This window comes from Bradyrhizobium sp. Ai1a-2 (assembly GCF_000426245.1).
Taxonomy (GTDB): Bacteria; Pseudomonadota; Alphaproteobacteria; order Rhizobiales; family Xanthobacteraceae; genus Bradyrhizobium.
In genome coordinates, this window is the sequence record NZ_AUEZ01000004.1 from 62,057 (window position 1) to 87,587 (window position 25,531).

28 protein-coding genes and 1 pseudogene are annotated in these 25,531 nt (G+C 61.8%); 20 read left to right on the plus strand and 9 right to left on the minus strand.

Annotated elements, in window-relative coordinates:
- Positions 1–33: 33 nt before the first annotated feature.
- The 9 genes from K288_RS0104380 to K288_RS0104435 all read right to left on the minus strand — a co-directional run bounded on the left by K288_RS0104380 (position 34) and on the right by K288_RS0104435 (position 7,459).
- The gene (locus K288_RS0104380) at positions 34–312 is read right to left on the minus strand and encodes a hypothetical protein (protein ID WP_027578460.1); all 279 of its coding nucleotides are present in this window, start codon (positions 310–312) and stop codon (positions 34–36) included.
- Between the two features lies 1 nt (position 313).
- Positions 314–871, minus strand: a complete 558-nt coding sequence (locus tag K288_RS0104385; protein WP_027578461.1) for a hypothetical protein — start codon at positions 869–871, stop codon at positions 314–316.
- 78 nt (positions 872–949) lie between these two features.
- On the minus strand, positions 950–3,250 hold the full coding sequence (locus K288_RS49425; protein WP_051334353.1) for a DUF3560 domain-containing protein: 2,301 nt from the start codon (positions 3,248–3,250) through the stop codon (positions 950–952).
- 576 nt (positions 3,251–3,826) lie between these two features.
- Positions 3,827–4,390, minus strand: coding sequence for a hypothetical protein (locus K288_RS0104395; protein WP_027578462.1), 564 nt, complete (start codon positions 4,388–4,390; stop codon positions 3,827–3,829).
- 62 nt (positions 4,391–4,452) lie between these two features.
- On the minus strand, positions 4,453–4,656 hold the full coding sequence (locus tag K288_RS0104400) for a hypothetical protein (protein WP_027578463.1): 204 nt from the start codon (positions 4,654–4,656) through the stop codon (positions 4,453–4,455).
- Positions 4,657–4,747: 91 nt separating this feature from the next.
- Positions 4,748–5,200, minus strand: coding sequence for a hypothetical protein (locus K288_RS0104405; RefSeq protein ID WP_027578464.1), 453 nt, complete (start codon positions 5,198–5,200; stop codon positions 4,748–4,750).
- 298 nt (positions 5,201–5,498) lie between these two features.
- Positions 5,499–6,377 carry a DUF932 domain-containing protein gene (locus K288_RS0104420; RefSeq protein WP_027578465.1) on the minus strand — a complete coding sequence of 293 codons (879 nt, stop codon included), beginning with the start codon at positions 6,375–6,377 and terminating at the stop codon, positions 5,499–5,501.
- Between the two features lie 447 nt (positions 6,378–6,824).
- Positions 6,825–7,004 carry a hypothetical protein gene (locus K288_RS0104430; RefSeq protein ID WP_027578466.1) on the minus strand — a complete coding sequence of 60 codons (180 nt, stop codon included), beginning with the start codon at positions 7,002–7,004 and terminating at the stop codon, positions 6,825–6,827.
- A gap of 134 nt (positions 7,005–7,138) precedes the next feature.
- A complete protein-coding gene (locus K288_RS0104435; protein ID WP_027578467.1) occupies positions 7,139–7,459 on the minus strand; it encodes a hypothetical protein in 321 nt (106 codons plus the stop codon).
- A 1,120-nt stretch (positions 7,460–8,579) separates the two neighbouring features.
- Between K288_RS0104435 and K288_RS0104445 the strand changes: the two genes are divergently transcribed.
- The 20 genes and pseudogenes from K288_RS0104445 to K288_RS0104535 all read left to right on the plus strand — a co-directional run bounded on the left by K288_RS0104445 (position 8,580) and on the right by K288_RS0104535 (position 25,376).
- Positions 8,580–8,966: a hypothetical protein gene (locus K288_RS0104445; RefSeq protein ID WP_152535382.1), complete on the plus strand. Its 387-nt coding sequence runs from the start codon at positions 8,580–8,582 to the stop codon at positions 8,964–8,966.
- Between the two features lie 170 nt (positions 8,967–9,136).
- Positions 9,137–9,649: pseudogene (locus K288_RS55655) on the plus strand (terminase large subunit); the annotation flags it as partial.
- 33 nt (positions 9,650–9,682) lie between these two features.
- Positions 9,683–10,708 (plus strand): terminase TerL endonuclease subunit, encoded by a 1,026-nt coding sequence (locus K288_RS55660; protein WP_343207742.1) that lies wholly within the window; start codon positions 9,683–9,685, stop codon positions 10,706–10,708.
- A 63-nt stretch (positions 10,709–10,771) separates the two neighbouring features.
- The gene (locus K288_RS44655; protein WP_051334354.1) at positions 10,772–12,412 is read left to right on the plus strand and encodes a phage portal protein; all 1,641 of its coding nucleotides are present in this window, start codon (positions 10,772–10,774) and stop codon (positions 12,410–12,412) included.
- The gene (locus tag K288_RS49430; RefSeq protein WP_051334355.1) at positions 12,384–13,760 is read left to right on the plus strand and encodes a S49 family peptidase; all 1,377 of its coding nucleotides are present in this window, start codon (positions 12,384–12,386) and stop codon (positions 13,758–13,760) included. The genes K288_RS44655 and K288_RS49430 overlap by 29 nt, the downstream gene beginning before the upstream one ends.
- Before the next feature lie 18 nt (positions 13,761–13,778).
- The gene (locus K288_RS0104465) at positions 13,779–14,828 is read left to right on the plus strand and encodes a phage major capsid protein (RefSeq protein WP_027578471.1); all 1,050 of its coding nucleotides are present in this window, start codon (positions 13,779–13,781) and stop codon (positions 14,826–14,828) included.
- 158 nt (positions 14,829–14,986) lie between these two features.
- Entirely contained in the window at positions 14,987–16,324 is a 1,338-nt protein-coding gene (locus K288_RS44665) for a phage major capsid protein (protein ID WP_051334356.1), read from the plus strand.
- A gap of 92 nt (positions 16,325–16,416) precedes the next feature.
- On the plus strand, positions 16,417–16,860 hold the full coding sequence (locus tag K288_RS0104475; RefSeq protein ID WP_027578473.1) for a hypothetical protein: 444 nt from the start codon (positions 16,417–16,419) through the stop codon (positions 16,858–16,860).
- A gap of 95 nt (positions 16,861–16,955) precedes the next feature.
- Positions 16,956–17,534: a Rho termination factor N-terminal domain-containing protein gene (locus K288_RS0104480; RefSeq protein WP_152535383.1), complete on the plus strand. Its 579-nt coding sequence runs from the start codon at positions 16,956–16,958 to the stop codon at positions 17,532–17,534.
- Positions 17,535–17,600: 66 nt separating this feature from the next.
- A complete protein-coding gene (locus tag K288_RS0104485; protein ID WP_027578475.1) occupies positions 17,601–18,266 on the plus strand; it encodes a hypothetical protein in 666 nt (221 codons plus the stop codon).
- 71 nt (positions 18,267–18,337) lie between these two features.
- Complete coding sequence (locus K288_RS0104490; protein WP_027578476.1) at positions 18,338–18,619, plus strand: hypothetical protein; 282 nt, start codon at positions 18,338–18,340, stop codon at positions 18,617–18,619.
- Positions 18,619–19,272 (plus strand): hypothetical protein, encoded by a 654-nt coding sequence (locus K288_RS0104495; RefSeq protein WP_027578477.1) that lies wholly within the window; start codon positions 18,619–18,621, stop codon positions 19,270–19,272. Before K288_RS0104490 ends, K288_RS0104495 begins: the two co-directional genes overlap by 1 nt.
- Positions 19,272–19,745, plus strand: a complete 474-nt coding sequence (locus K288_RS0104500; protein WP_027578478.1) for a phage tail terminator-like protein — start codon at positions 19,272–19,274, stop codon at positions 19,743–19,745. The genes K288_RS0104495 and K288_RS0104500 overlap by 1 nt, the downstream gene beginning before the upstream one ends.
- Before the next feature lie 11 nt (positions 19,746–19,756).
- Positions 19,757–20,008, plus strand: coding sequence for a hypothetical protein (locus tag K288_RS0104505; RefSeq protein WP_027578479.1), 252 nt, complete (start codon positions 19,757–19,759; stop codon positions 20,006–20,008).
- Between the two features lie 63 nt (positions 20,009–20,071).
- Positions 20,072–21,559 (plus strand): phage tail tube protein, encoded by a 1,488-nt coding sequence (locus K288_RS0104510; RefSeq protein ID WP_027578480.1) that lies wholly within the window; start codon positions 20,072–20,074, stop codon positions 21,557–21,559.
- A 35-nt stretch (positions 21,560–21,594) separates the two neighbouring features.
- The gene (locus K288_RS0104515) at positions 21,595–21,924 is read left to right on the plus strand and encodes a hypothetical protein (protein ID WP_027578481.1); all 330 of its coding nucleotides are present in this window, start codon (positions 21,595–21,597) and stop codon (positions 21,922–21,924) included.
- A 239-nt stretch (positions 21,925–22,163) separates the two neighbouring features.
- Positions 22,164–23,258, plus strand: a complete 1,095-nt coding sequence (locus K288_RS0104520) for a hypothetical protein (protein WP_152535384.1) — start codon at positions 22,164–22,166, stop codon at positions 23,256–23,258.
- A 10-nt stretch (positions 23,259–23,268) separates the two neighbouring features.
- Entirely contained in the window at positions 23,269–23,664 is a 396-nt protein-coding gene (locus tag K288_RS0104525) for a hypothetical protein (protein WP_027578483.1), read from the plus strand.
- 127 nt (positions 23,665–23,791) lie between these two features.
- Complete coding sequence (locus K288_RS0104530; protein ID WP_027578484.1) at positions 23,792–24,583, plus strand: class I SAM-dependent methyltransferase; 792 nt, start codon at positions 23,792–23,794, stop codon at positions 24,581–24,583.
- A 349-nt stretch (positions 24,584–24,932) separates the two neighbouring features.
- Positions 24,933–25,376, plus strand: a complete 444-nt coding sequence (locus K288_RS0104535) for a hypothetical protein (protein WP_027578485.1) — start codon at positions 24,933–24,935, stop codon at positions 25,374–25,376.
- The last annotated feature ends 155 nt before the right edge of the window (positions 25,377–25,531 follow it).

Genomic DNA, 25,531 nt, shown 5'->3' on the forward strand with positions numbered 1-25,531 from the left:
CTTTCTTCTGAAAATTGATCGTATCCGGGAGGATCAGAACAGTGAGCCTTGCGCCACATCTTCTAGCGGCGCCGCCGGCGTCCGACCGAGATGCTCGACCGTTTCGCCTATGATCTGGTCGCGGTCGTCGTCGATGAGAAGCCAACCGCGATCGCCGCCGGCAGGATCGTAAACGACGAAGTCGCCGCCCCAGCGCTTGAAGATTCGTTCAGCAACGAGGCGCATGCCGGCGGGCACGTCGGTTGTGGCCTCGAACTCGGCGCGCGTAACGATCTTGAAGCCCGCATTGATCAGGGTCTGTTCTCCGTTCATGTCAATAAACCTCGGCACCGATGCAAGCCGCGACGGCCGCGCGATACTCGCCGCCCGCGCGGTCCATGCGCTGCCAGACCTCCTTGCCGCCGAGCTTGTCGGCCAGCCATGCGAAGTCGGTCACGTAGAGGATGGCGTGCAGCAAGACCCGCTCGCCCGAACTGCAGACGCCGTCGCATTGCTTGGCGAGTTTCACGAAACGCCCTTTGTCAGGATCGTTGAACTGCACGATAGAACTTCGGAGATGCCGCCAACTCTGCGCCGACTCGAGGTATTCGAGAAGACCCATCTTCCGAAAGATGCTGCGCGCCGGCTCACTAGCCTTGAAGCGCTCGAATCTGTGAACGTTCGCGCGTGCGTGGCCGAGTTCTTCGGCGACGTCGGGCATCCTTGCCCAGGTCCGTCCCGCATTCGTGATCTCGATCATACCGGGGTCGACACGTCGAGCCATCCCGGTATTGACGAGAACACGCTCGGGGATGCGGTCGTGATCGGTGCGCGGTCCTTTCATGAGTTCATTGAGCAGCATCTGTTCCTCAGACGTCAGTTGGGTCGACATGGGTAAATCTCCTCTTCAAAATCGGCCGTAGCCGAGGGGAACGGGAAATCGGTCGTAAGCGGGAGGGCGCAGCCGGGGCTATCCCGGCGGCCCGTCGATCACCACCAGCGCGGTATTCACCATCGTGCCGGCAGACTTGAACGAGCCGGCGGGCAGCGGCCTATATTCGAGAGCGATCGGCTCAAGGCGCGCGCGCTGCCGCGGGCCGTCGGCGCAGATCGCGACGAGCCGGCCGCCAGGCCGCAAGAACGTGCGGGCGTGCTCAATATGCCGGATATCGTCGCCATCCTTGAATGGCGGGTTCATCAAGACGCGATCGAACTTGCCGAGCTCGTCCGTGCTGCACTTGAGGAAGTTAGCGCAGTGAATGCGCAGGCCGCTAACTGGCGCACTGGCCAGGGCCTGCACCAATTGCGGGTTGATCTCGACCGCCACCTTATCGGGCGCTGGACCAATCGCCCGGAGGAGGGCGCCGGTTCCAGCGCTCGGCTCCAGGACACGATGATCGGGCTCGATCTCGGCGAACTCGACGACGTCAGCGGCCAGCCTCGGCGGCGTTTCGAACAATTGCGGTGCGACGACAACTTGCACGCCGCCGCCGCGCAGCACCGCCCGCATGGCCTCAAAATCAGCCGTAGGCGAGGGAGGCGGCAAATCGGCCGTATCCGGGAGAGGGTCGAGCGCGGGCGCATCCGGCAGGCTGCAATCCAACGCGCTGCGCAACTCGTCGATCTTAACCCATCTCCACCCTTTGCTGCCATTAAGGCAGGCGGTTTTCAGCTCAACAAAACCATCCTCGGTTCGAAGCACTTCGCAAGACTCGCCTTGAAAAGTGAAGCGGTCGCCTTTGGTGAAAGCGAGCGCGGCCGCATCCAGGGTCATCGCCCGCGGGACAGGGTGCGGCTCGGCCATGATCTCGCCGACCGTCGCCAGCATGTCGTCAAGATCGACCGCGGGCGGCGCGACATACACCGCCACGAATTCGGCCGGCTCCTTCGGCTCCGCGGGCCGCGCGATCTTGGGCGGGTCGACGCGCTTTGCATCCGTGATGAAAACTTGCTGTTTCTTCCAGAACTCGCCAGGCACCGGCATTTGGCGGACACGGTGCGCGCCGTGGGTCTCGGTCTCCTTCACCTTGCCGATATACGGGAAATCAGAGAACTGCCGGCGCGCCTTCCATTCGGCTTCCGTCATCTCGCGGAATCCCTCGCCAGGATAGTTGCAGATCGGCGGGAGCTTGGCGGCGGCCTTCGCCGCGGCGACGTTCTCCGCGCTCGGTGCCCGATAATCGCGGATGCTTTCCACGCTCCAGCGCGCTTGCTTGGAGCGCGATCCGGCCGGCGCGGTCGTCGTCATGCTGGAAACCGAACCGTTGGCGCCCCTGTTGACCTTCAGCACCGTAAGCCATTCGTCGCCGCGGCGGGTCTGCACCTGACCGCCGACCGCGAAGGCGAAGCGGTCCGCAAGCGGGTTGGCAGTCGCCTCCGTGCCGATCTGCTCGGCCAACATCGCCCGTTCATAGGCCAGCCGGTTGTCATAGTGCGCCATCCAACGGTCCCGCCGAGGCCCTGAGCGTTCCAGGCTCGGAATCGCAATGGCGGCAGCCTGCGCGGCGGTGATGACGTTCCCGTCAATCGCCGACCAAAGGCCCATCGGTCCCTCATACTGCGAGGCCGGCGGGTCGCGCGGATAGTCGGCCAGCGGAAACGACATCGACCAATAACCGCCGATGTTGGCCACGGCCAAACCGGCGGCGCGCTGCCTCCCGGGGTCCGTGATGCCGGCGACGATCTGCCAGCCCTTCAGCTGCCTTTCGGTCTCCGCCTGCTGCTTCTCCAGCTTCCGCTTGTCGGACTCAATGCCCTTGATGCGGCGATGACGCACCGCCGGCAACTCCTTATACTTCGCATGAGCGAGGGCGCCGGCGGCTCGCGCCGTCCAATAATTCGAGGTGTCCCAGAGTTTCAGCGCCTTCCGCATGCCGTTGTCCATGCGTTCTTTGTCTTTTCGCGCGCTCTTCTCCGAGTGATGGCCGACGAGGATGGGCTGCCCAAACGCGAAGCGTTCGGCGATTTGGTCGACCGCGTCGCGGGCGCGGTTGGCTTCGGCCAAGCGCTTGTCGCTGTACTCCTCGAAGCGGTCGGCGCGCTGCTCGGCGCGATCTACAAGGCTTGTGTCCTCGTCGCCGATCTCACCGCAGAGCTCAATCAGCAAATCTTCCCGGCTTGGCGTCCAGGTCGGCGCGACGAAAAGCCCCTGTTTCGGCGCCCACTTGAAGCCGGCGGCTTTCACGCGCGCGTATGTCTCGGGATCGAGGCGCGAGACGGAATAGAGGCGAAGGCGGTTGTCGTCAGGGCAATAAGTAGCAGTCATGGTCATAGTGGTTGCTCCTTTCATCTTGCGCACAATCGCGCTTTTCGGGAATCAGCCGTGACCGGGAGTCGCGGCTATCAACGGGAAATCAGCCGTAGCGGAGGCCCTAGCGCAGGGCCTCGCACTGTTCGATATGGCGGACGATCAAATAGAACGGCCGCAACTGGTGACAGTGGGGACAACGCAATTTGCGTGGTTGCGGTTTGCGCGTCATGGCAGCGGCACCGGACCGTCAAGACGTGAGGCGCGTGCGAAGTCCCTCGCGAATTGAACGCGGCCATTCCGGAGGCCCCGCAGATACATGAATCGGTGGTGCGCGATCATGTTGACGAGGCCGAACGGGGTGAGGGCCGTTGTAGCAATTCATCCCGCCCCATGTCGCTTCAAGGTAGATACGGCGCCGGAAGGTTCCGCATTCGATATAGATCGTTCGGCCGACGCGCGAGGGGTGGCGCCGGGCCAGGCGCATTGCTGTTGAGGCCGCGCGCCATTCCGATTGTGAGCGCGGCGCCGGCCTCGACTTCAAAGCGTCGCACATTTCCGAGAACGTCGATTCAGGTTTACGTTTCATCGGCGCCACCGTCAGGCCGCAAGCCGAATTGCGCAGGAAGGCGCAACCGGGACACGCGCCATAACGGGCACAAGGCAAGACGTGCGCAGGATCCTGCCCGGGATCTTGAGAGAAGGCGCAACCGGGACCGGTACCGCTTCCGGAATTATCTCCTCAACCGGTTCGGCGGGCTGCCAATCCCAATTGGGAATCTCGATCCGCGACACGACGTCCCAATGGTGCGTTGTGCAGGCGGTGCGGCCGTAGCCGCTGGACGTGGTCCGACGCTTGCCGAATTCGACCGCACGGACACGCTTTTGCAACTTGCCATTTGGGCCGGTCACGCTGGACCAATCCACCACATACTCAAGCCCCGCCGGAATCTCGATTGCATCGCGGCGCGCCAGCCAATGCGCGTACGCGACCGCATGCCGCGCGTTCAAGTCATCGGCGGAAACGCCGCCGGTGCTGCGCGTGACTTTCGAGCTATGCCGGACCTTGTGCCGCTTGTCGTTAGCGGAAGGCACCCAACGCTTTTCCGGAAGCGGGCCGTGAATCGTCGGATGGTCGAAAAAATCATAGAACAGCCATGCCATGCTAGATTGCTCCTCTTTCAGTTGCGCACAATCGCGCGGTTTGAATCGTCGAAACGGTGCGGCTAGGCTGCCAACTCAACCGGCCGATAAGCCGTGCACCAATGCGGCCCGACGATGTAACCGCAGTGCACGGCGCTACCGTCCGGCTTGTCGCGGTACATTTTCGCGACCCGTCCGCCGCCGATCTTGCTACGCAGCTCCGCAATGGTGCTGGCGCCCCAGCGGTTGCCGAATTGGTCTACGTAGAGAGTCCAAATTCCGCGCATGTCAGTATCCTTTCGAGTTGCGCACAATCGCGCGTTGGCCCGCTTTGGCGTTCCGTGCTGCGCTGGGCCAGGCCAGCGCAGTATCGCAACGTCAAGACATGGGAAGGCGGGAAATGTCGCGGAGTTGCGAGGCCGCGCATTCCGCTGCATCGCGAGTTGTGCAGTCTGTGATTGCTTGCGCCTCGCCGGAATGATGGCGAGCGTAAATCGTCCAGAATTCGGCTTCACTGTTGGACTTCCCGCCGATGGTGAACGTGTCGCCATTTTCTTCCGTCTCGGTGACGCATCCGCCGATTTCCAGCGACTTGAATTGCGACCAATCGGGCGCAATCTGGCCAGAGCAGCAATTGTAAAGAAACGAATTCGGCCGCGCCAAATAGATGCCGGCGGCGCCCTGCCATGTTGTCTCGCCGTTATCCCATTTGACTTGAAGCGGTCCGTTCGCATTGTCGCGGACATCGACAACGATTCCCAAATCGCGGTCATCGGTGCCATTCGTGACGCGTGCGCCTATCGGCGGAAGGTGGGAGTTCTGCAGGTCCATTTAGCGTCCCCTATGGGATGAATAGAATCCGGATCATGAGCAGCGCAAGGCCAGCGTCACTAACGATGTAGAGAAGGCGTGCCAGCCTTGCGAGGTGATAGGCCTTCACAGGCACGAATTCAGAAACGCGCGCTTACCGTGGCTCAATGCGGCGCGGCGAGTCCGCTTATCAATCGGCTTGCGGTCGGAATCGTGGCGACGATACTTCATAGCGGTTTCCCTTTCATGGTTGCGCAATTGCGCGGTTCGGCGGTTGCCGATCATGCCCGGGACAAGCCCGGGCATGGGCTGCAATCGCTTAGGCCGCGAGCGGAGCGGCGCCCTTGAGCTCCGCCATTTTCGCCGCGAGAGTGAAAAGAGCGCGGTTCAGTTTCACGTCTTGATCGATACCATTGACGGCGCGCGTGGTGACGCGGCGAGGGCGATTGTTAGCGTCACGGCCGCGCGCTGTGAGTCCGCCGCGAATGACGTTTTCCTGAACGACGTTAAACGTGGTCCAAAGGTCCGACGCGGTGTCATCACGGCGCCGCGGGCGGAGCAGTTGCGCGGGCTGAATCGGCGTATTGGTTTCGCCTTCCGCGTCGCCAAACCGCAGAACGTGCGCGGACTCCGCCAGCACTTGCTTTTCGTCGCTGTTGAGGGCCAGGCGCGCCCAGTCCTGCGGCGCCGCAAGCGCCTTCTGTGCTTCGCCCAAAACCCGATACGTGCCCTCGATCACCTTGTGCGAAACGTCCTGCGCGGTGCCGGTATGGCGGACCTTCACGGAATCGATGGTGCCGACTTGTGCCACAAGGCTGTTGAGGCAACGGACGCGGAAAAGTCCCGCGATCAGGTCATAGGCTGACGTTCCGTCATTCGCGTTCTTGAGGAGGATTTCGCAGACGGTGTCACCGACGCTATACGCCGCGGCGTTGTCGAGACGGCGGAGACGGATAAGATGCTTCGTGAAGTCGCGGCGATCATCGATCCGCGCGACGCTCTGCTTTGCGCCGACAGGCTGGAAGCCCTCCGCCATCAGCGCGCGCAGCACGTCGAAAGTCGGGATTGGCTGAAAACGGTCAGAACGCGAGTGGTGCGCGTCAACCGCGAAAACGGACGGCGCCAGCTTGCGCAATTCGGTTTCGGTCAGGGCGCGGGCGGAGTCATCGAAGCGGGCGGTTGAGGTGTAGACGGTCATTGCAGATACTTCCTTTTCAGGTGCGCACTATTGCGCGGTTTCGGCGATTTGCCGGTTATGCCGTGGCGTGCACGGCATAGGCTGCAAATCGTCAGATACAGCACGCCACGATGACGAATGTGCCGACGCTGGCGAAGAGGAGAAAAAGCAAAAAGTCTTTCATGATCTTACCTTTCGAATTGCGCACTATTGCGCGGGTCGAAGCTTAGCGGCGGGAACGGCGCGCGCGGTGGCGGATCGCCCGGCGGCGCCGCGGTAGCGGTTCACTGTACTCGAAAACAAAAAGGACGATTAGGCCCAACGCGGCCAGGATGAGCAGGACGAAAACCGGAAACATCGGGTTGGCGATGCAGAAGGAAATGAGAGCGTTCATTTCGCCGGGCCTTTGGAGTTGCGCACAATCGCGCTTGAGAGAGTGGCGCGGCCGATTGACCGCGCCGGTAGTCCTTACTTGATTCCGAAAATCCAGAACGGGTTGGTTTCCGTCTGGGCGGGTTGCAGAGCGGCCGGCTTGCTCTTCTGTTCCTCCTCGATGTTGCGGCAGAGCATTTCGAGATAGCCGATGGTGCCAAGGCCTTGAGTGAAGTCGGGGCAGGGCGGAAGGTCTTTGGTCTTGATGACGGCCATAGTCGTTTTCCCTTTTTCGGTTGCGCACAATTGCGCGTTCAGTGAAAGCACCATACAGGACCGGCCGGCCGTGTCAACAGGCAAAACGCAAAAAAGTGACGTTCGGCCGAAAAAAGTTAGTTCGGCGTCACAGATCAGGGATGCAGCGCGCGGTACTGCGCCAGCAATTTGCCTGCCCGCTCAATGAATTGCCAGCTGTCGCCGGCCGAGATGCCGAGCTCCACCGCCCTGCAGCGCAGCGCGACGTCAGGGCCGGCGCCCATGGCGCGGTAGATCGCTATCGAGTTCGGCGAGGCGAAAATGGCGCGCGCCGCGGCGTTATTGGACAGGCCTAGCCGGTCCTGCCAGGCCACGAAGTCGGCCGCGCTGATTCGCAGTGACGCGTCACCAGATGCAAAATCGCGCTTTTGCGGCGCTCGGACGTCGGCCGACTTTGTCGCGCTTTTCCTCGCCATGCCATCTCACTCCGTAGTGACGTTTCCGGGTTAACCCACACTAGGCGGACCTATCACAGATTTGAGTCGCAGCAACCCGGCGGAGCGCGCCTATCAACGGGCAAGCGCCGCCGCGTCGGTTTGACAGCCGACTCATTTTCCGATTCAGAGCGGGAACAGTGAAGGATTGTCACCACGGGCAACCCGCCAGGCCGAAAGGTCTCGGCGGGTTTCGCATGTCAACGGTGCACCATGGCCAACCCGACCAATGCAGCTGCGCCGATTGCTGGAACGTGGCGCCCAACCGGCAACGCGCGGTTGCGGTGCGGTTGGTTCGGCCGGCCGATAATCGAGATTGAGGAGTCCGCCACGGTGCTGACTGGCGATCCTGCGCCAGGCCAAGCCATCGGGACATGGCGAGTAGCGAAGCGTTGGCGCCGCGCTCGGCGCGGCCAAGTCGTGGCGCTCGGTACCGTTGCAGCCATGGTCGCCTTTGCCCGTGGCAAGGCGGAGCGGTAGCGCCCATGGGTGACGTCGTCGCGTTCGCTGTCCCTGCCGGCGGCGCCGCCGCGCGTGCAGTCCCTGCCAGCGATGAATCCGCAACCGTTGTTATCTTGCCCGTCATCCGCCTAGAGCGCTGCAGCCCCGACCCATGGGACGGGTTGCCGAGCGATAGCGCTCCGCCGCATGCGGCCACGTTCCCGGATGACGGCGCGTAGTCCGCCACGTCAACTGGTCACCACCTAACGCACACGCCAGCCAGGTAACGCCAGCACGTTGCGGCGGGGCGGCGCCGGGTGCCATGGGCGCCGCCGGACATGGTCGGGCAACCCGACCCGCGACGCTCGCAACAGCCAAGCCGGGCCAGCCAACCGCCAACCCGCCCCCCGTCGGCGGACCTCGAGCAAGGGGGGCAGGGGGGGGCAAATTCCCGAAAGACGGCAGGACCCGGGACCGCTTGGGGTCGCATCCGCACAATTTTTTTGAGGCGGCCGAAATTTTTGGCCGAGATCGCAAAATGACCGAAAAACCGGCAGAGCCGAAAAAGCGGAAGACGCGGAAGCGAGCAACGCGGAAACGGAATGCCGGCGGGCGGCCATCCTGGAAGCCGACCCTCGACGATCGGACCACGATCGAGCGGATGAAGTTCTGCGGCGAGTCCGACGCCACGATTGCGCGGTCGCTTGGTGTCGACGTCGACACGATGCGGAAACATTGCCCGGAAGAACTCGCGAACGGGTACGCGAACCGCCGGCGCGAGGTGGTCAACCTGCTCTTCGAGGCGGCGAAAGCCAAGAACACCTCGGCGATCAAGCGGCTCGACGACATGGGGCGGGTTGCCGGTGCGGCCGCAGCGGTAAACGGTCGCGGCGGGAAAATGCCGAAGCCGGAGAAAGCGCCGGTCGCCGAAAAGCCTGGCAAAAAGGAACTGCGGAAACAGGCGGCTGCCCAGGTAAGCGGGGTCTACGCGCCGCCGCCGCCGCCGAGGCTGGCTGTCGATAACACCAAGGCCGCGGGCGGCGAGTGACCCTTCACTGGTCGACGGCGTGTATCGACTGGGAGAGGAGAATCGTCGCCGGCGAGACGCTCGTCCCGTTTGAGCCCCTCTTCCCGGAAGAGGCTTACGCGGCGCTAGATGTTTTCAAATCGCTGAAGATCGTCGATGCCACTTTCATCGAGGATCCCGAGACAGGCGAGATGCGTCCGCCGACGTTCGGCGAGGCCAGCGAGCCGTGGGTCTTCGATTTCGTTCTGGCAATCTTCGGGGCATACGATCACGCCAGCGCCAAACGACTGATCCGGGAATTCTTTCTGCTGATCAGCAAGAAGAACGGAAAGTCGACGATCGCTGCGGCGATCATGATCACCGCGCTGATCCGGAATTGGAGGCATTCCGCCGAGCTCCTTATCTTGGCGCCTACGCTCGAGGTCGCAAAAAACGCCTTTGAGCCGGCGCGCGACATGGTGCTCTACGATGAGCAACTGAAGGATCTCCTGCACATTCAGGAGAACTTCCGCCAGATCAAACACCTCGTAACGAACGCGGTCTTGAAGGTCGTCGCAGCCGACACCGATACCGTTTCCGGCAAGAAGGCCGCTTTCGTTCTCGTCGACGAATTGTGGGTTTTCGGCAAGCGCGCCGGCGCCAGCGCCATGTTGCGCGAGGCAACCGGTGGCCTTGTCTCGAAGAAGGAAGGCTTCGTCATCTTCCTGTCCACGCATTCGGACGAAGAGCCGGCGGGCGTGTTCAAGGAGAAACTCGAATACTACCGCGACATCCGGGACGGACGGATCACGGATCCAAAGAGCTTCGGCATTCTTTTCGAATGGCCCGAACCCATGCTCGAGTCTGAGGCCTACCTGGACCCGGCGAATTGGCGCATTACGAACCCAAACCTCGAAAAGTCAGTCTTCACCGATTGGCTTTTGGAGGAACTCGCCAAGGCGCAGCGCGGCGACAAGGCCGATCTGAACGTCTTCCTCGCGAAGCACCTGAATGTACCGATTGGACAGCGGTTGCGCGCGAACCGCTGGGCTGGCGCTGATTTCTGGGCCGAATCCACCGAACGTGTAACCTCCCTGCAGGATCTGCTGCGGCGTTGCGAGGTTGTGGTTGTCGGCATCGACGGCGGAGGCCTCGACGATCTCCTAGGGCTGGTGGTTCTCGGCCGGCTAAAGCGGCCGTCAGGCGCCGCAGAAGACCTGACGAAGCGGAAATGGTTGTGCTGGGCCAGAGCGTGGGCGCACAAGATCGTGCTGAAGCGTCGGCAGCAAATCGCGACCGAACTCCAGGAACTCGTGAAGGAAAACACGCTCACGATTGTGGAAAATCCGGGCGATGACGTCACCGCCGTCGCTGACATCGTGATGACGATCGAGGAATCCGGAAAGCTTGCCGAAGACGCAGCGATCGCAGTCGACGCCGCCGGCATTGGCTCCATTGTCGACGAACTCACCAGCGAGGCGCGTGGTCTCGAGAAGGAGCGCATCGTCGGTATCTCCCAAGGCTGGAAGCTCAACGGCGCCATCAAGGATGCCGAGCGCAGGGTCGCCGCTGGCACCCTAATCCACGAGGGATCTCGGCTTATGTCCTGGTCGGTCGGGAACGCTAAGGCGGAGCAGCGCGGCAATGCGACGCTCGTCACGAAGCAGATCAGCGGCATGGCAAAAATCGACCCTCTGATGGCGATGTTCAATGCGGTGTCGCTGATGTCGATGAATCCAGAACCGGCAGGATCAGCTTACGAGGACGAAGACGTCCTGGTGTGATGCCGGCGGCCGCGGTCGCTGCCCGTTGGTCTCCCCCGCAACTCATCAGGACAAAAATCGCCCATGGGTTGGATAAACAACGCCGCTGCAGCAGTCTGGTCGCTTGGCCGTCGGGCCGACGATTCCGACCAGGACCGCTACTATGGCGACGACGCTGATTTTTACTACGAGTCGGTAGGAAAGCGCTCGACCGCTGGCGTTCGCATCACACCAATGGCGGCGATGCGCCTCTCGGCGTTCGCGGCATGCGCGAAGGTGTTGGCCGAGACCATCGCCAGCCTTCCGGTCTCGATCAACAAGATCATGCCGGATGATGGCCGTCAGCCATGGCCGAGCCATCCGATTGCGGAACTGATCCGGTATCAGCCCAACCGGACGCAGACCGCTGTCGAGTTCTGGGAATCGATCATCTTTCATACCGTGCTGTTCGGCACCGGCTACGCCGAGATCGTGCCTGGTCCGCGCGGCGCCGTCGATCAGTTGAAGTTCCTGCGCAGCGATCGCGTCGTTCAAGATCAGCTTCGCGATGAAACACTGCGTTTCACGGTATCGAACCCGAATTCAGGAGGATCTCGGGTTCTGTTGCAGGATGAGGTCTTGCGCATTCCGAGCCTGTCGCTGGACGGCGTCAACGGCCTCAGCATGATCGACCTCGCCGCGGAAGCGATAGGTCTCGGCGTTGCTGCCGATCAGTATGCCTCGCGCATTTTTTCGAACAACCTCAACATGGGTGGTTTCATCACCACCCAGAAGAGGATGAGCCGCGAGGCAATCCGCAATCTGATTGCCAGGTTGATGGAGAAGTACGCCAGTCCGGAGAATTTCCACCGGCCGGCGATCCTCCAGGACGGAGCAAAGTTCGAGCCCGCCGCCATGAAGGCGAGCGAGGCCCAACTGTTGGAAGCCCGGAAGTGGCAGATCGCGGAACTCGCGCGCTACTTCCGGATTCCGCTGCACATGCTTGGCGTCGACGACCAGACGAATCGGTCGACCGTCGAAGAGCAGTCCATCAACTTCGTGAAGTACACGATCCGGCCATGGGCGCGCCGGATCGAACAGGCCGTTCGTCGCGATCTCATCATCGCGACGGGGCTGTATGAGATCAAATTTAACCTCGATGCGCTCGAGCGCGGCAATCTCGAGGCCCGTCGGAACTATTGGTCGTCGGCGCTTGGAAGCGGTGGTGCACCTGGCTGGATGACCGTCAACGAGGTGCGGGTCGCCGAAGGGATGAACCGCATCAATGAACCCTGGGCCGACCAAGTGTCCCGCGGCGGGTACGAAAAGGCGTCGCCGACGCCCGCCGGGCAACAGCGCCAAGGTTCGGACGATGAGACGGATGCGATCGCGGCGCCGGCGCCGAAGATCGAGGACAACACGCCGGAAGCAGTCGCCGCTCGAGTCGCCAACAAGGAGAACGCAACCCTCCGCAAGGCGTCGCAGCGGTTCGCCGCGGATCCCGATGGGCTGCGCGAGTTCATCAAGGCTTTCTACGGCGGTCACGTCAGCTTCGTGATGTCGCAACTCGGCATATCGAGGCCGGACGCGAAACGATACTGCGCGCATCAGCGCGATGAGGCGCTGAAGGCGAACGATTTCTTGGCGTTGCTCGATCACCGGGAAGAGAAGCTTGCCGGCCTGATTGCCGCCGTTCTCAAGCAACACGGAGCCCGAAATGGGGAAGATGCAGCAGTTCAAGCGTGAGATCCGGAGCTCAAACGGCCGGGTCTTCGCCTTTGACCTGCGGAACGGCTTCGGCGCCGTCCTGGGCGGCCTGTTCGAGAAGATTGCGCGCGGCAAGGTCCATGACCAGGAAATCCGCGAGATTTATGGACTCGAGGACGAGGGCGATCGCGAACCGATGCATGTGCGGATCGCCGCCGGCCCGCAGATGACGCCGAGCTCGAAGCCCGGCAAGTACACCGCGCTTGTCTCGATGCACGGCGTTGCGCTCTACGATCTGGAATTCCAGCCGTACTGCTTCTCGACGTTGCTGTTGTCCCAGATCATGGATCAACTCGCGAATGATCCCACTGTCGACACCATCGTTCTCGACATCAACACGCCTGGTGGCCACGTCACTGGCACCCAGGAAGCCGCCGATGCCGTGTTCAAGGCCGCAAAGAAGAAGACCGTGGTTGGTATCATCAACCCGCTCTGCGCCAGCGCCGGCTATTGGATCGGCTCGCAGTGCACCCGGCTCGTCGCGGTGCCGTCGGCCGATATCGGCTCGATCGGTGTCTTCATGTGCCACTATGACTGCTCCGCGATGCTGGCGGATTTCGGCTTGAAGCCGACCTTCATCTACGCCGGCGAGTACAAGACCGAAGGCAATTCGATGGAGCCGCTCAGCGACGAGGCGCGGGCGTTCTATCAGTCCGAGGTCGACCAGACCTATGACGACTTCCTCACCGCAGTAGCGCGCGGCCGCGGCGTCTCAAAGGATGTCGTGCTGCAGAAGTTCGGCAAGGGTCGGTGCTACGGCGCGCCGATGGCGAAGCGGCTCGGCATGGTCGACGAGGTCGCCACGATCAAGCTGGCGCTTCAGAGCGTCGGTCTGACCATGGAGATGCCGGAGGACGGCCGCCGGCGTCGCGGCGAGGACCAGGCGCCTGCCGAGGACGCCCAGGCACCTGAAGGCCAGATCGCGCCTGCTGCCGCCGAAACTGAAGAAGCCGCCGTGACGGACCAGGTCGTCGAACTCGAGGGCTGCGAGCCGTTCGCGGTGCGGCGGGATCGGGATGGCGACGCCATCAAGGCGTACGTACTGGAGCCGTGGCCGGCGAAAGTAGTCATGGCACCGGAGTTGTTCCACAGCCAGTCCAGCTACGTGACCGTAACCGGTACCACGGTGACCATCGCGGTCGACAATGGCGCTGCTGTCTACAGCAAGATCGGCATCTCGAGGCAAGGCGACTGGGTCTGCGTGCTCGCCGAAGGCAGCAGTTTCTCGCCGCCGCCTCCGTCACAAGCCCAGATCGACGCCGAGGCGGCGGAGCGGCAGCACCGCGCCCATGTGCTTCGCCGGCGGCTCGCGCTCCTCAGCGTCTAATCGAAATAGCGGGGAACCATGAACAAGGTCCAGGCGCAGCAGTTCGAGAGCTTCGTCCACTTCATCGCGGCAGTGATGTCGGCCGAGGCGAATGATCGAGCGGATCCACGTCTCGTCTATCAGGCTGCGGCGACCGGCCTGAACGAGGCGGGCGGCGCCGCCGGCGGCTTCCTCGTCCCTTCGCAGTTCGCGGAACAGCTTTGGTCGCGGGTTTACGCGACCGGACGCATCTTGGCCCGCTGCGACGGTCAACCGGTTTCGCGGGGTGATCGGGTCGTGATCCCGATGGTTGCCGAGAAGGACCGTATCGACGGCGAACAGCCAACCGGATCGCGGTTCGGTGGTGCCCAGTTGTATTGGACCGATGAGGCCGGCGCGGACAACGACTCGCCCATTCGATTTGAACTCCTAACCCTGCACCTCAAGAAGTTGCTCGGCATGTTCTTCGCGACTGACGAACTCATTGAGGACGTGCCGGCACTTGTTGCTGCTCTTCGGCGGATTTTCGGGCTCGAGGCCTCCTTCTCCATCGAGAACGCGATTGTGTCGGGGAGCGGCGTCGGGAAGCCGCTGGGCGTCCTGCAGTCCGGGGCCCTGATTACGGTGCCAAAGGAATCGGGCCAAGCCGCTGGCACGGTTCTGTATCCGAACCTCGTGCGCATGATCGAGCGGCTCTGGGGGCCATCGCACAATTCCGCCATCTGGCTGATGAGCAACGAGGTGCTCGGGATTGTCCTCCAATTGGCGGCGGACTCGGATGAGAAGTTGCTCACCACGGACGCGGACGGAACGCGTCGGCTCCTGACCTATCCCATTGAGGTCTGCGAATACACTCCTGCGCTGAGCTCGGCCGGCGATATTCTGCTGGGCGACTTCAGCCAGTACATTCTCGCCCAAAAGGACGAGAACCCGGATTTCCTGAGCTCGATACACGTCAAGTTTTCGACCGACGAAAGCGCGTTCAAGCTGCGCTATCGCGTCGATGGTGCGCCGGGCTGGAAGACGCCGATCACGCCCAAGAACTCGACGCTGACGGTATCGCCGTTCGTGGCGCTCGGCGCCCGCTGATCTTCGTCTCAATTCGAATTCGCGGAGTAGGGGCGCTGAAGCGACCCTGATCTCTGCGTTTCTATGCGGGCTCGGTCGAGACCGCACGTCTCCACCTGAGTCCACCAGCAACCAAGGCGCTCCTTCGCGGGCGCCTTTTTTATTGAAGGAGAGATCGAATGTCGATCAAGGCACTGCGCGACAAGAAGGTCGCGTTGATCGCTGAGGCCGGCGCGCTGACGGCCAAGGTGGCCGACGGCTCCATCACCGATGCCGAGCAGGCCCGCCTGTCCGCGATTGTGGACGACCGTGCCGCGGAAGGTGACAAGCCGGCGTATGTCAGCGAACTGACCCGCGTCAACCAGGCGATCGCGGCCGCGGAGCGTCTCATGGATGAGAAGCGCGCCATGACGCCGGCCACGGGCGAGAACGCCGAGACCACCGCCGAACGCACGGAGCGGACCACGCCCACTGTTGCCGCGGAACCGAAGAAGAAGTTCGGAACGCTCGGCGAGCAGATGGTGGCGATCGTCAACGCCGGCCGTCGGATCGCAGTCGACGACCGTCTGGAGTGGCAGGCGGCCGCCGGCATGAACGAGGGCGGCGGCCAGGATGGTGGCTACCTCATCCAGCAGGACTTCGTCGCGGAGCTCATGATGCGGGCCTACGACCGGTCCGACCTGCTGTCGCGGACTCGGCAACTGCCCGTCGGCGCGAACTCCAACGGCGTGAAGATCAACGCCCTGAAGGACTCAAGCCGCGCCAATGGCACCCGCTTCGGCGGCGTCCAGGCGTTCTGGACCGGCGAGGGTCAGCAGAAGGTTGGCACGACGTTGCAGTTCCGCCAGATGGATCTGCGCCTGCACAAGCTGACCGGCTTGCTGTACGCCACCGACGAACTGCTCGAGGACGCCGTCTTCTTGAACAGCTTCATCCCGGATGTTTTCGGCGATGAGTTCTCGTTCAAGATCGACGACGCGATCTTCGAGGGCAACGGCGCCGGCATGCCACTCGGCTTCATCAAGTCGCCGTCGCTGGTCACGATCAACCCCGAAGGTAGCCAAGGCGCCGATACCGTGATCGTCGAGAACATCGTCAAGATGTGGGCCCGGCTGTGGCTGCGTAGCCGGAAGACGGCGATTTGGACGATCAACCAGCAGATCGAGCCGCAACTCATGACGATGAAGATTGGCGACAAGCCGATCTATCTGCCGCAGGGCACGATCGAGGGCGAGCCCTTCGCGCGTCTGCTCGGTCGTCCGATCGTCCCGACCGAGTTCAACTCGGCTCTGGGCGACAAGGGCGACATCGCGCTGGTCGACCTCGCCCAGTACCTCACCATCCAGAAGGGAGGTTTCAAGCAGGACGTCTCGATCCATGCTCGGTTCATCAATGACGAAACCACGTTCCGGTTCGTCACTCGGATGGACGGTCAGCCGATCTGGGATGCGCCGCTGACCCCCTTCAAGGGTTCGGACACCCTGAGCCCGTTCGTCACGCTCGCCGACCGCGCGTAATCCGCGATCGCTGGCCTGGTCGGCGGGGACACCATCTCCGCCGCTCAGATCCCTGGCGGTCATCCTTCAACTTCGAAACGGAGAATCCTCCAATGACTTCTCTCATGAGCGAGAAGGTGCAGTTGGTCGGCATCATCGATCCCGATGCAAATACGGCTGGCACCTTGACCACTGGTTGGGTTTCGATGGCGGCTTTCGAGGAATTGCTCGCTATCGTTCTGGCCGGCGACCTCGGCGTCAACGCCACGATCGACGCCAAGCTGCAGCAGGCGCAGGACTCGAGCGGCACCGGCGCCAAGGACGTCACCGGCAAGGCCATCACCCAGATGACCCAGGCCGGCACCGACAAGTCGAACAAGCAGGCGCAGATCAACGTCCGCGCCGAGGAGCTCGATCGCACGAACAGCTTCACGCACGTTCGTTTGTCCATGACAACGGCGGTCGCGACCAGCGATTCCGGTGCCGTTCTGCTAGGCATGTGCCCCCGCTACGCGCCTGGCACGCCGGCGACGTCTGTCATCGAAACCATCAAGTGATCCTCGCGTTGGGCTGAACTCAGTTCAGCGTGAGCGACGGATCGGGGCAGCCCTTTCGAGGGCTGCCAAACCCATTCTTGGCGGAGTCAGCGAAGATGAGCGACACGGCAAACATTACGTTCGATGAGATGCGAGTCGTCGACGACAACCGGAAGGGCACCCCGGATGAAGTGCGCTTCGAGGATGGCAAGTCCTACGACCTTCCATTGCGATCGGCCGATCGGTGGGTGAAGCGGGGCGCGGCGCATTTCACGTCGCCGGAAGATGCTGCGAAAGCGAGGGGCGCCTCCTCGGATGTTGCCCTCAATCTCCAGGATAGGGATCGGCGCGATCCCAGCGGTACCCGTCGGCAGCCCGAGGCGACCGGCGGCAAGGAAGCCAATGGCAACGGCGGCAGCGATCTCGGCAAGAAGACCGTGGCGGAGCTGAAGGCTCTCGCCGCCAATCTTGGCGTCGACCTCACTGGCCTGACCACAAAGGCCGAGATCGTGGCCGCCATCGAGCGTGACGTCCAGATCAAGACGGCAGTCGCCGAAGGCAATTTCGATGACCTCACGGTGGCTGAGCTCCAGAAGGTGGCCGCCGACCAGAACATCGACCTGACCGGTAAGGCGGAAAAGGCCGATATCATCGAAGCGGTGAAGGCCGGTTACAGCCCGGTTGTCGCTGGCTGAGCCGACCAAGCGAGCATGCCTGGGGCTTTCTGCCCCGGGCCTTTCTATCCATAGGAGGTCTCGCGTATGTTTTCGGTCGTGACGGCCGCCACGGACCGGAAATTGACGACGCGAGACAACGTCAAGACCGAACTCGGCATCACCGGAAGCGCCGAAGACGCCAAAATCGATCGCTTGATCAATCGGCTTTCGGCGATGGTCTGCGACTATATCGACGTGCCGATGGCCTCAGACGGATCGAAGACGTTGGGCCTCGAGACGCTCGATGAGTATTTCGACCACAGCCCGTGGTATCGGCGCCGTCGCCGGCAAATCGTCATGGCCCGGCGCCCGGTGACCGAGATTGTGTCGGTGACGATCGGATCTGTCACGGTCGATCCTTCGGATTACGATTTTGACGGTGCGCGCGGCGAGATGAGGCGGACGGGCGTCCTGCCGCCGCCCAGCCTCGGCTACGCACCTGGTGTCCGAACCGTGGTCCGCTACAAGGCGGGTTGGACGCTGCCGGCGACGGCCAATTTCACGTTGCCGCTACCGATCGAGGGCGCGGTCATTGGGCTGCTCAGGGCCGCGCGGTTCGCCGCGGATCGAGATCCGATGGTCAAGTCGGAATGGACGACTGACATCGAGAAAATCGACTACTGGGTCGGCCAAATCGGGGAGAACGGCGCTTTCCCGCCCGATATCGCCTCGATGCTGGAGATCTATTGCTACGAGCCGGAGTTCGGATAGTGGACACGGCAGGTGCAGCTCGTGCGCGGCGAGGCATCCAGCGCCGAGGGCACGTCGTCAGTTTTCGGCGCATGACAAAGACGACGCCGCAAACCGTTGCAAATCGTGCGGACGTCAAAGTTGTCGCAAAGGGCTATGCGCCTGGTGAACTGGCTCCAGGCATAACCGTCGGCGTTCGCAAGCTGATCGTTTCGCGTCTTGATCTTGAGGACGCCGGATTCCCGGTACCGCCGGTCAAGGGCGACCGGATATTCTTTGGCGCGAACCTCGACGTCGCGACCACGATCGACGCCGTGGACGCCGACCATCGAGAATATCTCGGCTGCTACGATATCACGACATCGGGCGCCTGATGGCGCGGATATCGACCTTCGCCAAGGATCTTCAACTCGCCACCGCCGGCATCGCGCCGGAGAACATCGCCCGGGAATTGGCCGCCTTCGCGAAGAGCGAGCTCGCAAAGGCCATCGCGGACGGCGAGGGGTCAGAGCGATATGACCGCTATGTCAACGGCGTGCTCGGAGCCGTGGAAGAGACGGTCGTGCCGCCGGGCCCGATCCTCTACGTCTTCCAGTGGTGGCGCGAGATCATCGAATTTGCGCTGCAGTCCGCAGTTGAGCGATCGCCGGAGAAGTCGGGCGACTACAAGAAGTCTTGGTTCATCATGACGCCCGGTGGCGTCATCAAGAGCTTCGACGAGATCCCGATCAACTCGACGGTGATCTTGACCAACAATCAGCCCTACAGCCGAAAGATCGACGTCGGGCACATGCGGATGTCGGTGCCGCCAGGCGTCATCGAAGACGTCCGCAAGATGGTGATGGCGAGGTTCGGAAACTTCGTCACGGCCAAGCGGACGCTGATCCCGCTACCAGGCGGCTACATCCTCAAGGGGCGTTTCCGGCGCGGTTATCGGCCGTACGCCCGCACAAAGTTGCGGCCGGACACCCAGGCCGGCGCGCAGATGACCTATCCGGCGTTGGTCATGTCGATGAAGGAGATCTGATGGCCCTGCCGTACGATCCCGTGTTCGACGCGATCCGCGAATATCTCGGGTACACGGATCTCGAGACAGGGGAGTGGGTGCCAGGCAACTGGGACGCCTCGCTAGCGCCACTCGTCTACGAGAACGACAGCGATGGCCCGCCAACTGGCGAAGTCTCAAATTGGGTGCTCGTAGTCTTGGACTCGACCTTGTACGGCCAGCAATCGATCGGCGCCGGCGAGGACCAGGCCGCCAACCGCTGGGATGAAGACGGCACGCTTTGGTTTCACGTCTTCACGCCGCGCGGCAGCGGTTCGCGAGAGGCGCGTCGGATCGCGAAGGGGCTCGCGAATATGTTTCGCGGCGCCACGATGCTCAATGGCCGGCTCGAGTTCATGGATGCTGACATGGGCGCCAGCGATCCCGGCAAAGAGAACGCCAATTATTACCTGCGCTCGGTCAGCATCGACTGGCGCGTCATCGACGCAGAATAGGGAGGTCCGTGATGGACTACGACGTCTTGAAGCCATTCAACACCGTGAACCGTCGATTCAAGCCGGCCGCAGATGCGGATGCGGCGAGCGCGGCCGGTGGCAACATCGTCTTGGATACCGACGATCTCACGCCGCACACCATCGAGACCCTGGAGAAGCGCGGGTTCATCAAGGCCAGGACGGCAAAGCCACCCGTTGCCCCGCCGGCGAACAAGCTGGCGACTGCTGCCATCGAGCCGGGCCCAGCCACCTCCGAAAAATAGTCCGCCCTCAAATCCTGACCTCACGCAAGGCGCCTCTGGCGCTTTTTTCTTTGGGAGAAAGCCGTGACTTCATCCAACCGCACGCAAGTAGCCCTTGTCCGGGAGAGCACGCCGGGAGTCACGCCCACCACACCGCGTATGCGCAAGGTGAGGATCACGGGCGAGTCGCTGCAGTTCGCGCCGACCTATGTCGACTCCGAAGAAATCCGGGACGACCGCATGCTCGGCGACCCGATCAAGACCAACCAGTCTTCATCGGGCGGCCTCAACTTCGAGCTCTCCTACCCGGACGATCTCTCTCCATTGTCTGAGCTCATCATGTCGGCGTTCGAGAATGCATGGGTGAACACCCCGCAGTTCTTCAACGACGGCACCCCGGATAGCGTCATCACCGACGCCGGCACTGCGGCGAATACCTATGCGGTGACGGCGGGCGGCGCCGCGGTGAAGCAGGGCCATCTGGTTCGGGCCACCGGTTTCACGAATGCGGCCAACAACCAGATCTTCCCGGTTGCCTCGTCGACCTCGGGTACCATCGTCGGTACGGCCATCGGTTTGACTGCGGAGACCGCACCTCCCGGCACCGCGAAGTTGAAGGTGGTCGGATTTGCTGGCGCCTCCGGCGACATCACGGCGCTCGCGGACGGTCTCGGCTCGACCACGCTCGATTTCACGACGTTGGGGCTCGTTCCCGGCCAGTGGGTCAAGGTCGGTGGTTCGGCAGCCGCGTCGCAATTTGCCTTCCTCATCACTGCCGGCGCCAAGGCACGCGCTGCGGCGTTCGCCCGCATCACGGCGATCGCCGCCCACAAGCTGACCCTCGACAACCTGCCGTCAGGCTGGACCACCGATACCGGTACCGGCAAGACGATCTGGGTATTCGTCGGCGACCAGATCAAGAACGGCGTCACGCCGAATTCAGTGACGATCGAGCGTGGCTTCCTCGCCCAACCGATCCCGTCGTACATCGTCAACCTCGGCATGCGCGTGAACACGTTCAATATCGAGATGACGAGCGGCGACAAGCTGAAGGGAACAGCTGCGTTCATGGGTCTCGGCGGAGGCATCGGCACCACCGCACTAGACGCTTCTCCTGATGCGGTCACGACCGGCGTCGTCATGGCGGCCAACGCCAACGTCGGCCGTCTCGGCGTCAACCAGATCCAACTCGGCGCCCCGAACTGGGCGAAGGGATTCACCGTCCAGATCAACAACAACCTTCGCGCTCTGGACGCCGTCGACTCCGACGTTCCAGTCGGCATCAACGACGGCGAGTGCACCGTGACCGGCAACATGAGCACGTACTTCGGCAGCAAAGACGAGGTCGAGGCATTCTACAACGGCACGCCGCGGGGGATAAACTCCCGCGTCGCAAAAAACGGCCAAGCGCTGATCTTCCAGGTGCCGCGCGCCACCTATCGCGGTGGCGGCAATCCGCAGGCGACCGCGAAGAACACGGACGTCATGGCGAACTTCGACTACCAGGCCAGCCAGGATGTCCTCACGAACGCGCACGTCCTCCTCGACCGCTTCGAGTATTTCGAGGCGTGAGAAGCGAAGCATCTCTGGCGCAGTGAGGAGGGGCAATGAGCGTGTTTTCTGGCGTCATCGCAAACGGCGGATCGATTTCGGGCGCGATCCCGATCGGCGACAAGGTCATCACTGGAATCGTGATGCCGGCAGGTTGGGACGCGGCCGCGCTGACCTTCCAGGTCAGCATTGATGGTGGCGTCAATTGGTCGAACCTCTTCGACTCGAGCGGAAACGAGGTCGCCTTTCAGGCGGCGGCATCTCGGTTCATCGCGGTCGACCCGACGCTCTGGATCGGCATCAACCACATCAAGATTCGGTCCGGCACGGCGGCTGCCGCGGTGAATCAGAATGCCGAAAGATCTGTTCGTCTGGTTGGTCAATGACGAAGGTGCCGCGCACTCGCCGCGAACTGCTTAAGCCGCGAGGACGACTGATCCTTGGGAGAGTGGACGTCCCGCCATGGGTGCTGCGCGCTGGCGGGGCCGCGGCGGCTGTCGATCTGGATCTAGCCGGGGGCCGATATTTCGGGGGTGTGCTGGCCGACCTGCTTTCGTGCTCGCGGGCTTCGACGGGATATGCACAGACGAGCGCCGGGGTCTTGGTGCCGTTTGCGAACAATGTAATGCGCATCACTGATCTCGGTTGCCTGATCGAAGAGAGCCGAACAAACCTGATGCTGCAAAACCAGTCGGCCACAGCGGCAGCTTGGAATGCGCAAAATCTAAATCGGACCGACAACGCAGCCATCGCTCCCGATAGCACCATGACGGCATCGCTGGTCGCTCGCACCAGCACCGCAGCGAACTGCTATTTTCAAAGCAACATCGCGGTTACAGCCACGGCTGGTGCTACCTATACGGTCTCGCGTTACGTCAAGAAAAGTACGGTTGATGGCTTTTTCGGCCTCCGCATCCAAGGAACTTATCCGGTCAGGGCAGACGCGGTTTTCAACCTGAACAACGGAACCATCGTCGGTACGGCGGTCACCACCTTTTCAGGGCAAAGCGCCACAATCACGCCTTTGGCGAATGGGTGGTATTTCGTGACACTGACCGCCACCCTCGATGCCGGCACCACAGCGATCCGCGTCGTGAATGGCCCAGCGAGCGGATCAAGCGTTAGCTCGTGGGAAGGCTCCAGTGCGACGCTTTCCGACGCTCATGTTTGGGGCGGCAACCTCGAACTTGGTGCATTTGCCACGTCCACGATCCCGACCACGACAACGAGCGCGGTTCGCGTGGCGGACCAAGTTTCGGTCAGCGGGGCGCTCGCCGCGCTGCTGTTCTCCACGTTGGGTTATGCCTTTGCGGCCAAATTGAAGATGCCAACCCCACTCAATGTTGGGAATAACAACTATGTGTTGGCCGTGAGTGACGGGACGCTCAACAATCGGATTTCCAACTTCGTTGTCGGTAGCAGCGGCAATGGTTCCTATCGCCATATTGTCGCCGGCGCAGCCACCAACCCGCTCGATAGATCAGCGTCGTTCCCAGCCGGGACAGCGCACACTTTCGGACGGTCTGTCAGCAATGTGAGTGACACGAGTTACGTTGATGGCATTGCGGGCGCGGCCGTAGGCCAGACGGCGATGCCGACCGTCAATCAGGGCTACCTCGGATCAAATGAGACCGGAAATGCCTCGTTCTTCAATGGCTATATTCCGCGCGTTTCGTTTTGGTCCAATGCCGTGAATCTATCCGGCGTGACTGTTCCGTAGGAGATGACAAATGAAAACGAAGCTTCATTTGATGCAGTTTGACAGCGAGCAGATCGCGCGAAGCGATTTGGTCGTTGGTGAGTATTATTTTCCAGAGCAGGAACAGGGCGGCGATATCATCCCTGGCACTTGGGACCCAAGTCGTACGTTTCCGAACACGTTGGTCTTCATCACGCAAGACGCTCAAAGCGGCTTCTGGATCATAATCGCGGTCGATGACAGCAACACGTCGCTTGCACAGCACGCGAATTGCCGTCTCGCTTGGGACAATCTGAGCGCCGTGATCCTCGGCGGCACCTACACCGGCAACGATATGTCGGCGCTCTACGTCTCCCCCGTGCCAGCAGGCGCATACAATCCTTGGAACGGCCAGCCGCCTGCGCCGCCAGAACAGCCCGCGCAGTAGTTCACACTCTGAGCGTTCTCTGCACCTTATCAAAGCTTCGTTGACCTTGGCGCGGTCGCGGCGATCTTCTTGAATTTGTGGCAAAAGCATGGAATAAACCCTCAGCTTCCCAAAGTATGAGAATACCATGGCAGAGAGCCTAGCCCCGATCGACGCTTGTATCTTCGAGTCTCCCAATCCCCAATTCGCAATTGATCTGATCGAGGGCTGGACATCGGCTTTCCCCTCAGAAGCAAAGGTCACTGCCGGAACCGTCAATTTGTTCGCGGATGACCGTGCAAAGTGGGCGTTCACCAAAATCCGCGCCGATGGACGGGCTGGTGTGGAGGGGATGGACGTTCTGGAGCTCGGGCCGCTGGAGGGCGCACATACCTATATGCTTCAGCAGGCTGGGGCTAAGTGCATCACCGCGATTGAGGCCAACAAGCGCCTGTTTATGAAATGCCTTATAACGAAGGAGGTTCTGGGCATGGACCGCACCAAGTTCATGCTTGGTGATTTTATGCCCTGGCTTGGAACGACGAATCGCAGGTTCGATCTTGTATGGTGTACTGGCGTACTTTATCACATGCCAGAGCCGCTCAAGCTATTGCATGCGGTAAGCAAGGTCACTGACCGTGTGCACATCTGGACCCATTATGTCGATGAGGCTGGGTTAGATCAGCCGTGGGCGTCGCCAATCATCGCGCCAGATGATCGAAATTTCATGGGTCGAACTGTCAGGCACTACCGCAGGAGCTATCACGACGCAGCGAAGAGCAAGACCTACTGCGGCGGCGTGTACAATGAGGCTTCGTGGATCACCAAAGGTGATATCCTCAAACAACTTGAAATAGATGGATTCAAGTCTATCGATATCGCCTTCGACACGCATGACAATCCCAACGGTCCCTGCTTTGCGCTAGTCGCCCAAAGATAGGCATATCGAAACAGATCTGTCACAAAGCCGCCTTCGGGCGGCTTCGTCATTGGAGCCCCTTCGACGCCAGGGCTGATCCCGATGTCTTTCGGACTGCGGCGACCCACAGCGACCTTTCGATCACGCAAGGACTAAAATTGCGGCTGCGAATTGGCCCGCAGTTCGTCCGTGATGGTGGCTCGCACGAAGAGCCGCGACGGTTGGCGGCTGCCGCATAAGTCAAGTACCCGAGTTACCCGCAGGTCTGGGCCGGTCGGTGCCGGCAGAGGATTGGTGTCCTCGTGACCTCGGGATTTCACCGCCCGGCGCCCCGCCGGGCTTTCCCTTGATCCCAAGGTGACACCAAACCATGACTGAATCGCAGAAGACTTCATCTGTTCGTAGAGTCAAACTGTCTTCGCTCAAGTCCGACAGCCAAAAGGAGCGCGAAGGAGATTGGATCCCGGCGCTCGACATCGACCCGGACATCAAGTGGTTTGTCCGATCGACGAATTACGCACCGTTTAAAATTGCTCGCGACGCCCATGCATCGAAACTCGCGCGCAGGCACGGCGACAACGTCCCCGACGACGTCATGGCTGACGTCTATGGCAAGCTCGCCGTCGAGCACCTCCTCCTCGGTTGGCAGGGCCTTGTCGACGATGACGAGCGGGACATCGAATTCAGCCCTGAGCGTGCGAAGGAGATCCTAACCGATCCGGAATATCGGGCGGTCCGTGGGTCGGTCTACCTGGCAGCAACGAAGGTCGGCCGCGAAGAGGTCGAGTTCGTCGAGGCCGGCACAAAAAACTGAGAGCGGCCCTTCGCTACGAGCTCGAGCAGAAGGGCAACGACGAGTGGATCGCTGAGCTCGCCGAAGAAGATCCAGACGCTGCTGAATTCGCCGCCAACGCGAAGCGACCGGCCGATGCCGTCGTTCCGTTTTGGGCCGAAATCTATTGGCGCGCC

Bases quoted from the DNA above. Each gene is read 5' to 3' on its own strand.
- K288_RS0104380 (WP_027578460.1), bottom strand. From the start codon at position 312: ATGAACGGAGAACAGACCCTGATCAATGCGGGCTTCAAGATCGTTACG.
- K288_RS0104385 (WP_027578461.1), bottom strand. From the start codon at position 871: ATGTCGACCCAACTGACGTCTGAGGAACAGATGCTGCTCAATGAACTC.
- K288_RS49425 (WP_051334353.1), bottom strand. From the start codon at position 3,250: ATGACCATGACTGCTACTTATTGCCCTGACGACAACCGCCTTCGCCTC.
- K288_RS0104395 (WP_027578462.1), bottom strand. From the start codon at position 4,390: ATGGCATGGCTGTTCTATGATTTTTTCGACCATCCGACGATTCACGGC.
- K288_RS0104400 (WP_027578463.1), bottom strand. From the start codon at position 4,656: ATGCGCGGAATTTGGACTCTCTACGTAGACCAATTCGGCAACCGCTGG.
- K288_RS0104405 (WP_027578464.1), bottom strand. From the start codon at position 5,200: ATGGACCTGCAGAACTCCCACCTTCCGCCGATAGGCGCACGCGTCACG.
- K288_RS0104420 (WP_027578465.1), bottom strand. From the start codon at position 6,377: ATGACCGTCTACACCTCAACCGCCCGCTTCGATGACTCCGCCCGCGCC.
- K288_RS0104430 (WP_027578466.1), bottom strand. From the start codon at position 7,004: ATGGCCGTCATCAAGACCAAAGACCTTCCGCCCTGCCCCGACTTCACT.
- K288_RS0104435 (WP_027578467.1), bottom strand. From the start codon at position 7,459: ATGGCGAGGAAAAGCGCGACAAAGTCGGCCGACGTCCGAGCGCCGCAA.
- K288_RS0104445 (WP_152535382.1), top strand. From the start codon at position 8,580: ATGAAGTTCTGCGGCGAGTCCGACGCCACGATTGCGCGGTCGCTTGGT.
- K288_RS44655 (WP_051334354.1), top strand. From the start codon at position 10,772: ATGGGTTGGATAAACAACGCCGCTGCAGCAGTCTGGTCGCTTGGCCGT.
- K288_RS49430 (WP_051334355.1), top strand. From the start codon at position 12,384: ATGGGGAAGATGCAGCAGTTCAAGCGTGAGATCCGGAGCTCAAACGGC.
- K288_RS0104465 (WP_027578471.1), top strand. From the start codon at position 13,779: ATGAACAAGGTCCAGGCGCAGCAGTTCGAGAGCTTCGTCCACTTCATC.
- K288_RS44665 (WP_051334356.1), top strand. From the start codon at position 14,987: ATGTCGATCAAGGCACTGCGCGACAAGAAGGTCGCGTTGATCGCTGAG.
- K288_RS0104475 (WP_027578473.1), top strand. From the start codon at position 16,417: ATGACTTCTCTCATGAGCGAGAAGGTGCAGTTGGTCGGCATCATCGAT.
- K288_RS0104480 (WP_152535383.1), top strand. From the start codon at position 16,956: ATGAGCGACACGGCAAACATTACGTTCGATGAGATGCGAGTCGTCGAC.
- K288_RS0104485 (WP_027578475.1), top strand. From the start codon at position 17,601: ATGTTTTCGGTCGTGACGGCCGCCACGGACCGGAAATTGACGACGCGA.
- K288_RS0104490 (WP_027578476.1), top strand. From the start codon at position 18,338: ATGACAAAGACGACGCCGCAAACCGTTGCAAATCGTGCGGACGTCAAA.
- K288_RS0104495 (WP_027578477.1), top strand. From the start codon at position 18,619: ATGGCGCGGATATCGACCTTCGCCAAGGATCTTCAACTCGCCACCGCC.
- K288_RS0104500 (WP_027578478.1), top strand. From the start codon at position 19,272: ATGGCCCTGCCGTACGATCCCGTGTTCGACGCGATCCGCGAATATCTC.
- K288_RS0104505 (WP_027578479.1), top strand. From the start codon at position 19,757: ATGGACTACGACGTCTTGAAGCCATTCAACACCGTGAACCGTCGATTC.
- K288_RS0104515 (WP_027578481.1), top strand. From the start codon at position 21,595: ATGAGCGTGTTTTCTGGCGTCATCGCAAACGGCGGATCGATTTCGGGC.
- K288_RS0104520 (WP_152535384.1), top strand. From the start codon at position 22,164: ATGCGCATCACTGATCTCGGTTGCCTGATCGAAGAGAGCCGAACAAAC.
- K288_RS0104525 (WP_027578483.1), top strand. From the start codon at position 23,269: ATGAAAACGAAGCTTCATTTGATGCAGTTTGACAGCGAGCAGATCGCG.
- K288_RS0104530 (WP_027578484.1), top strand. From the start codon at position 23,792: ATGGCAGAGAGCCTAGCCCCGATCGACGCTTGTATCTTCGAGTCTCCC.
- K288_RS0104535 (WP_027578485.1), top strand. From the start codon at position 24,933: ATGACTGAATCGCAGAAGACTTCATCTGTTCGTAGAGTCAAACTGTCT.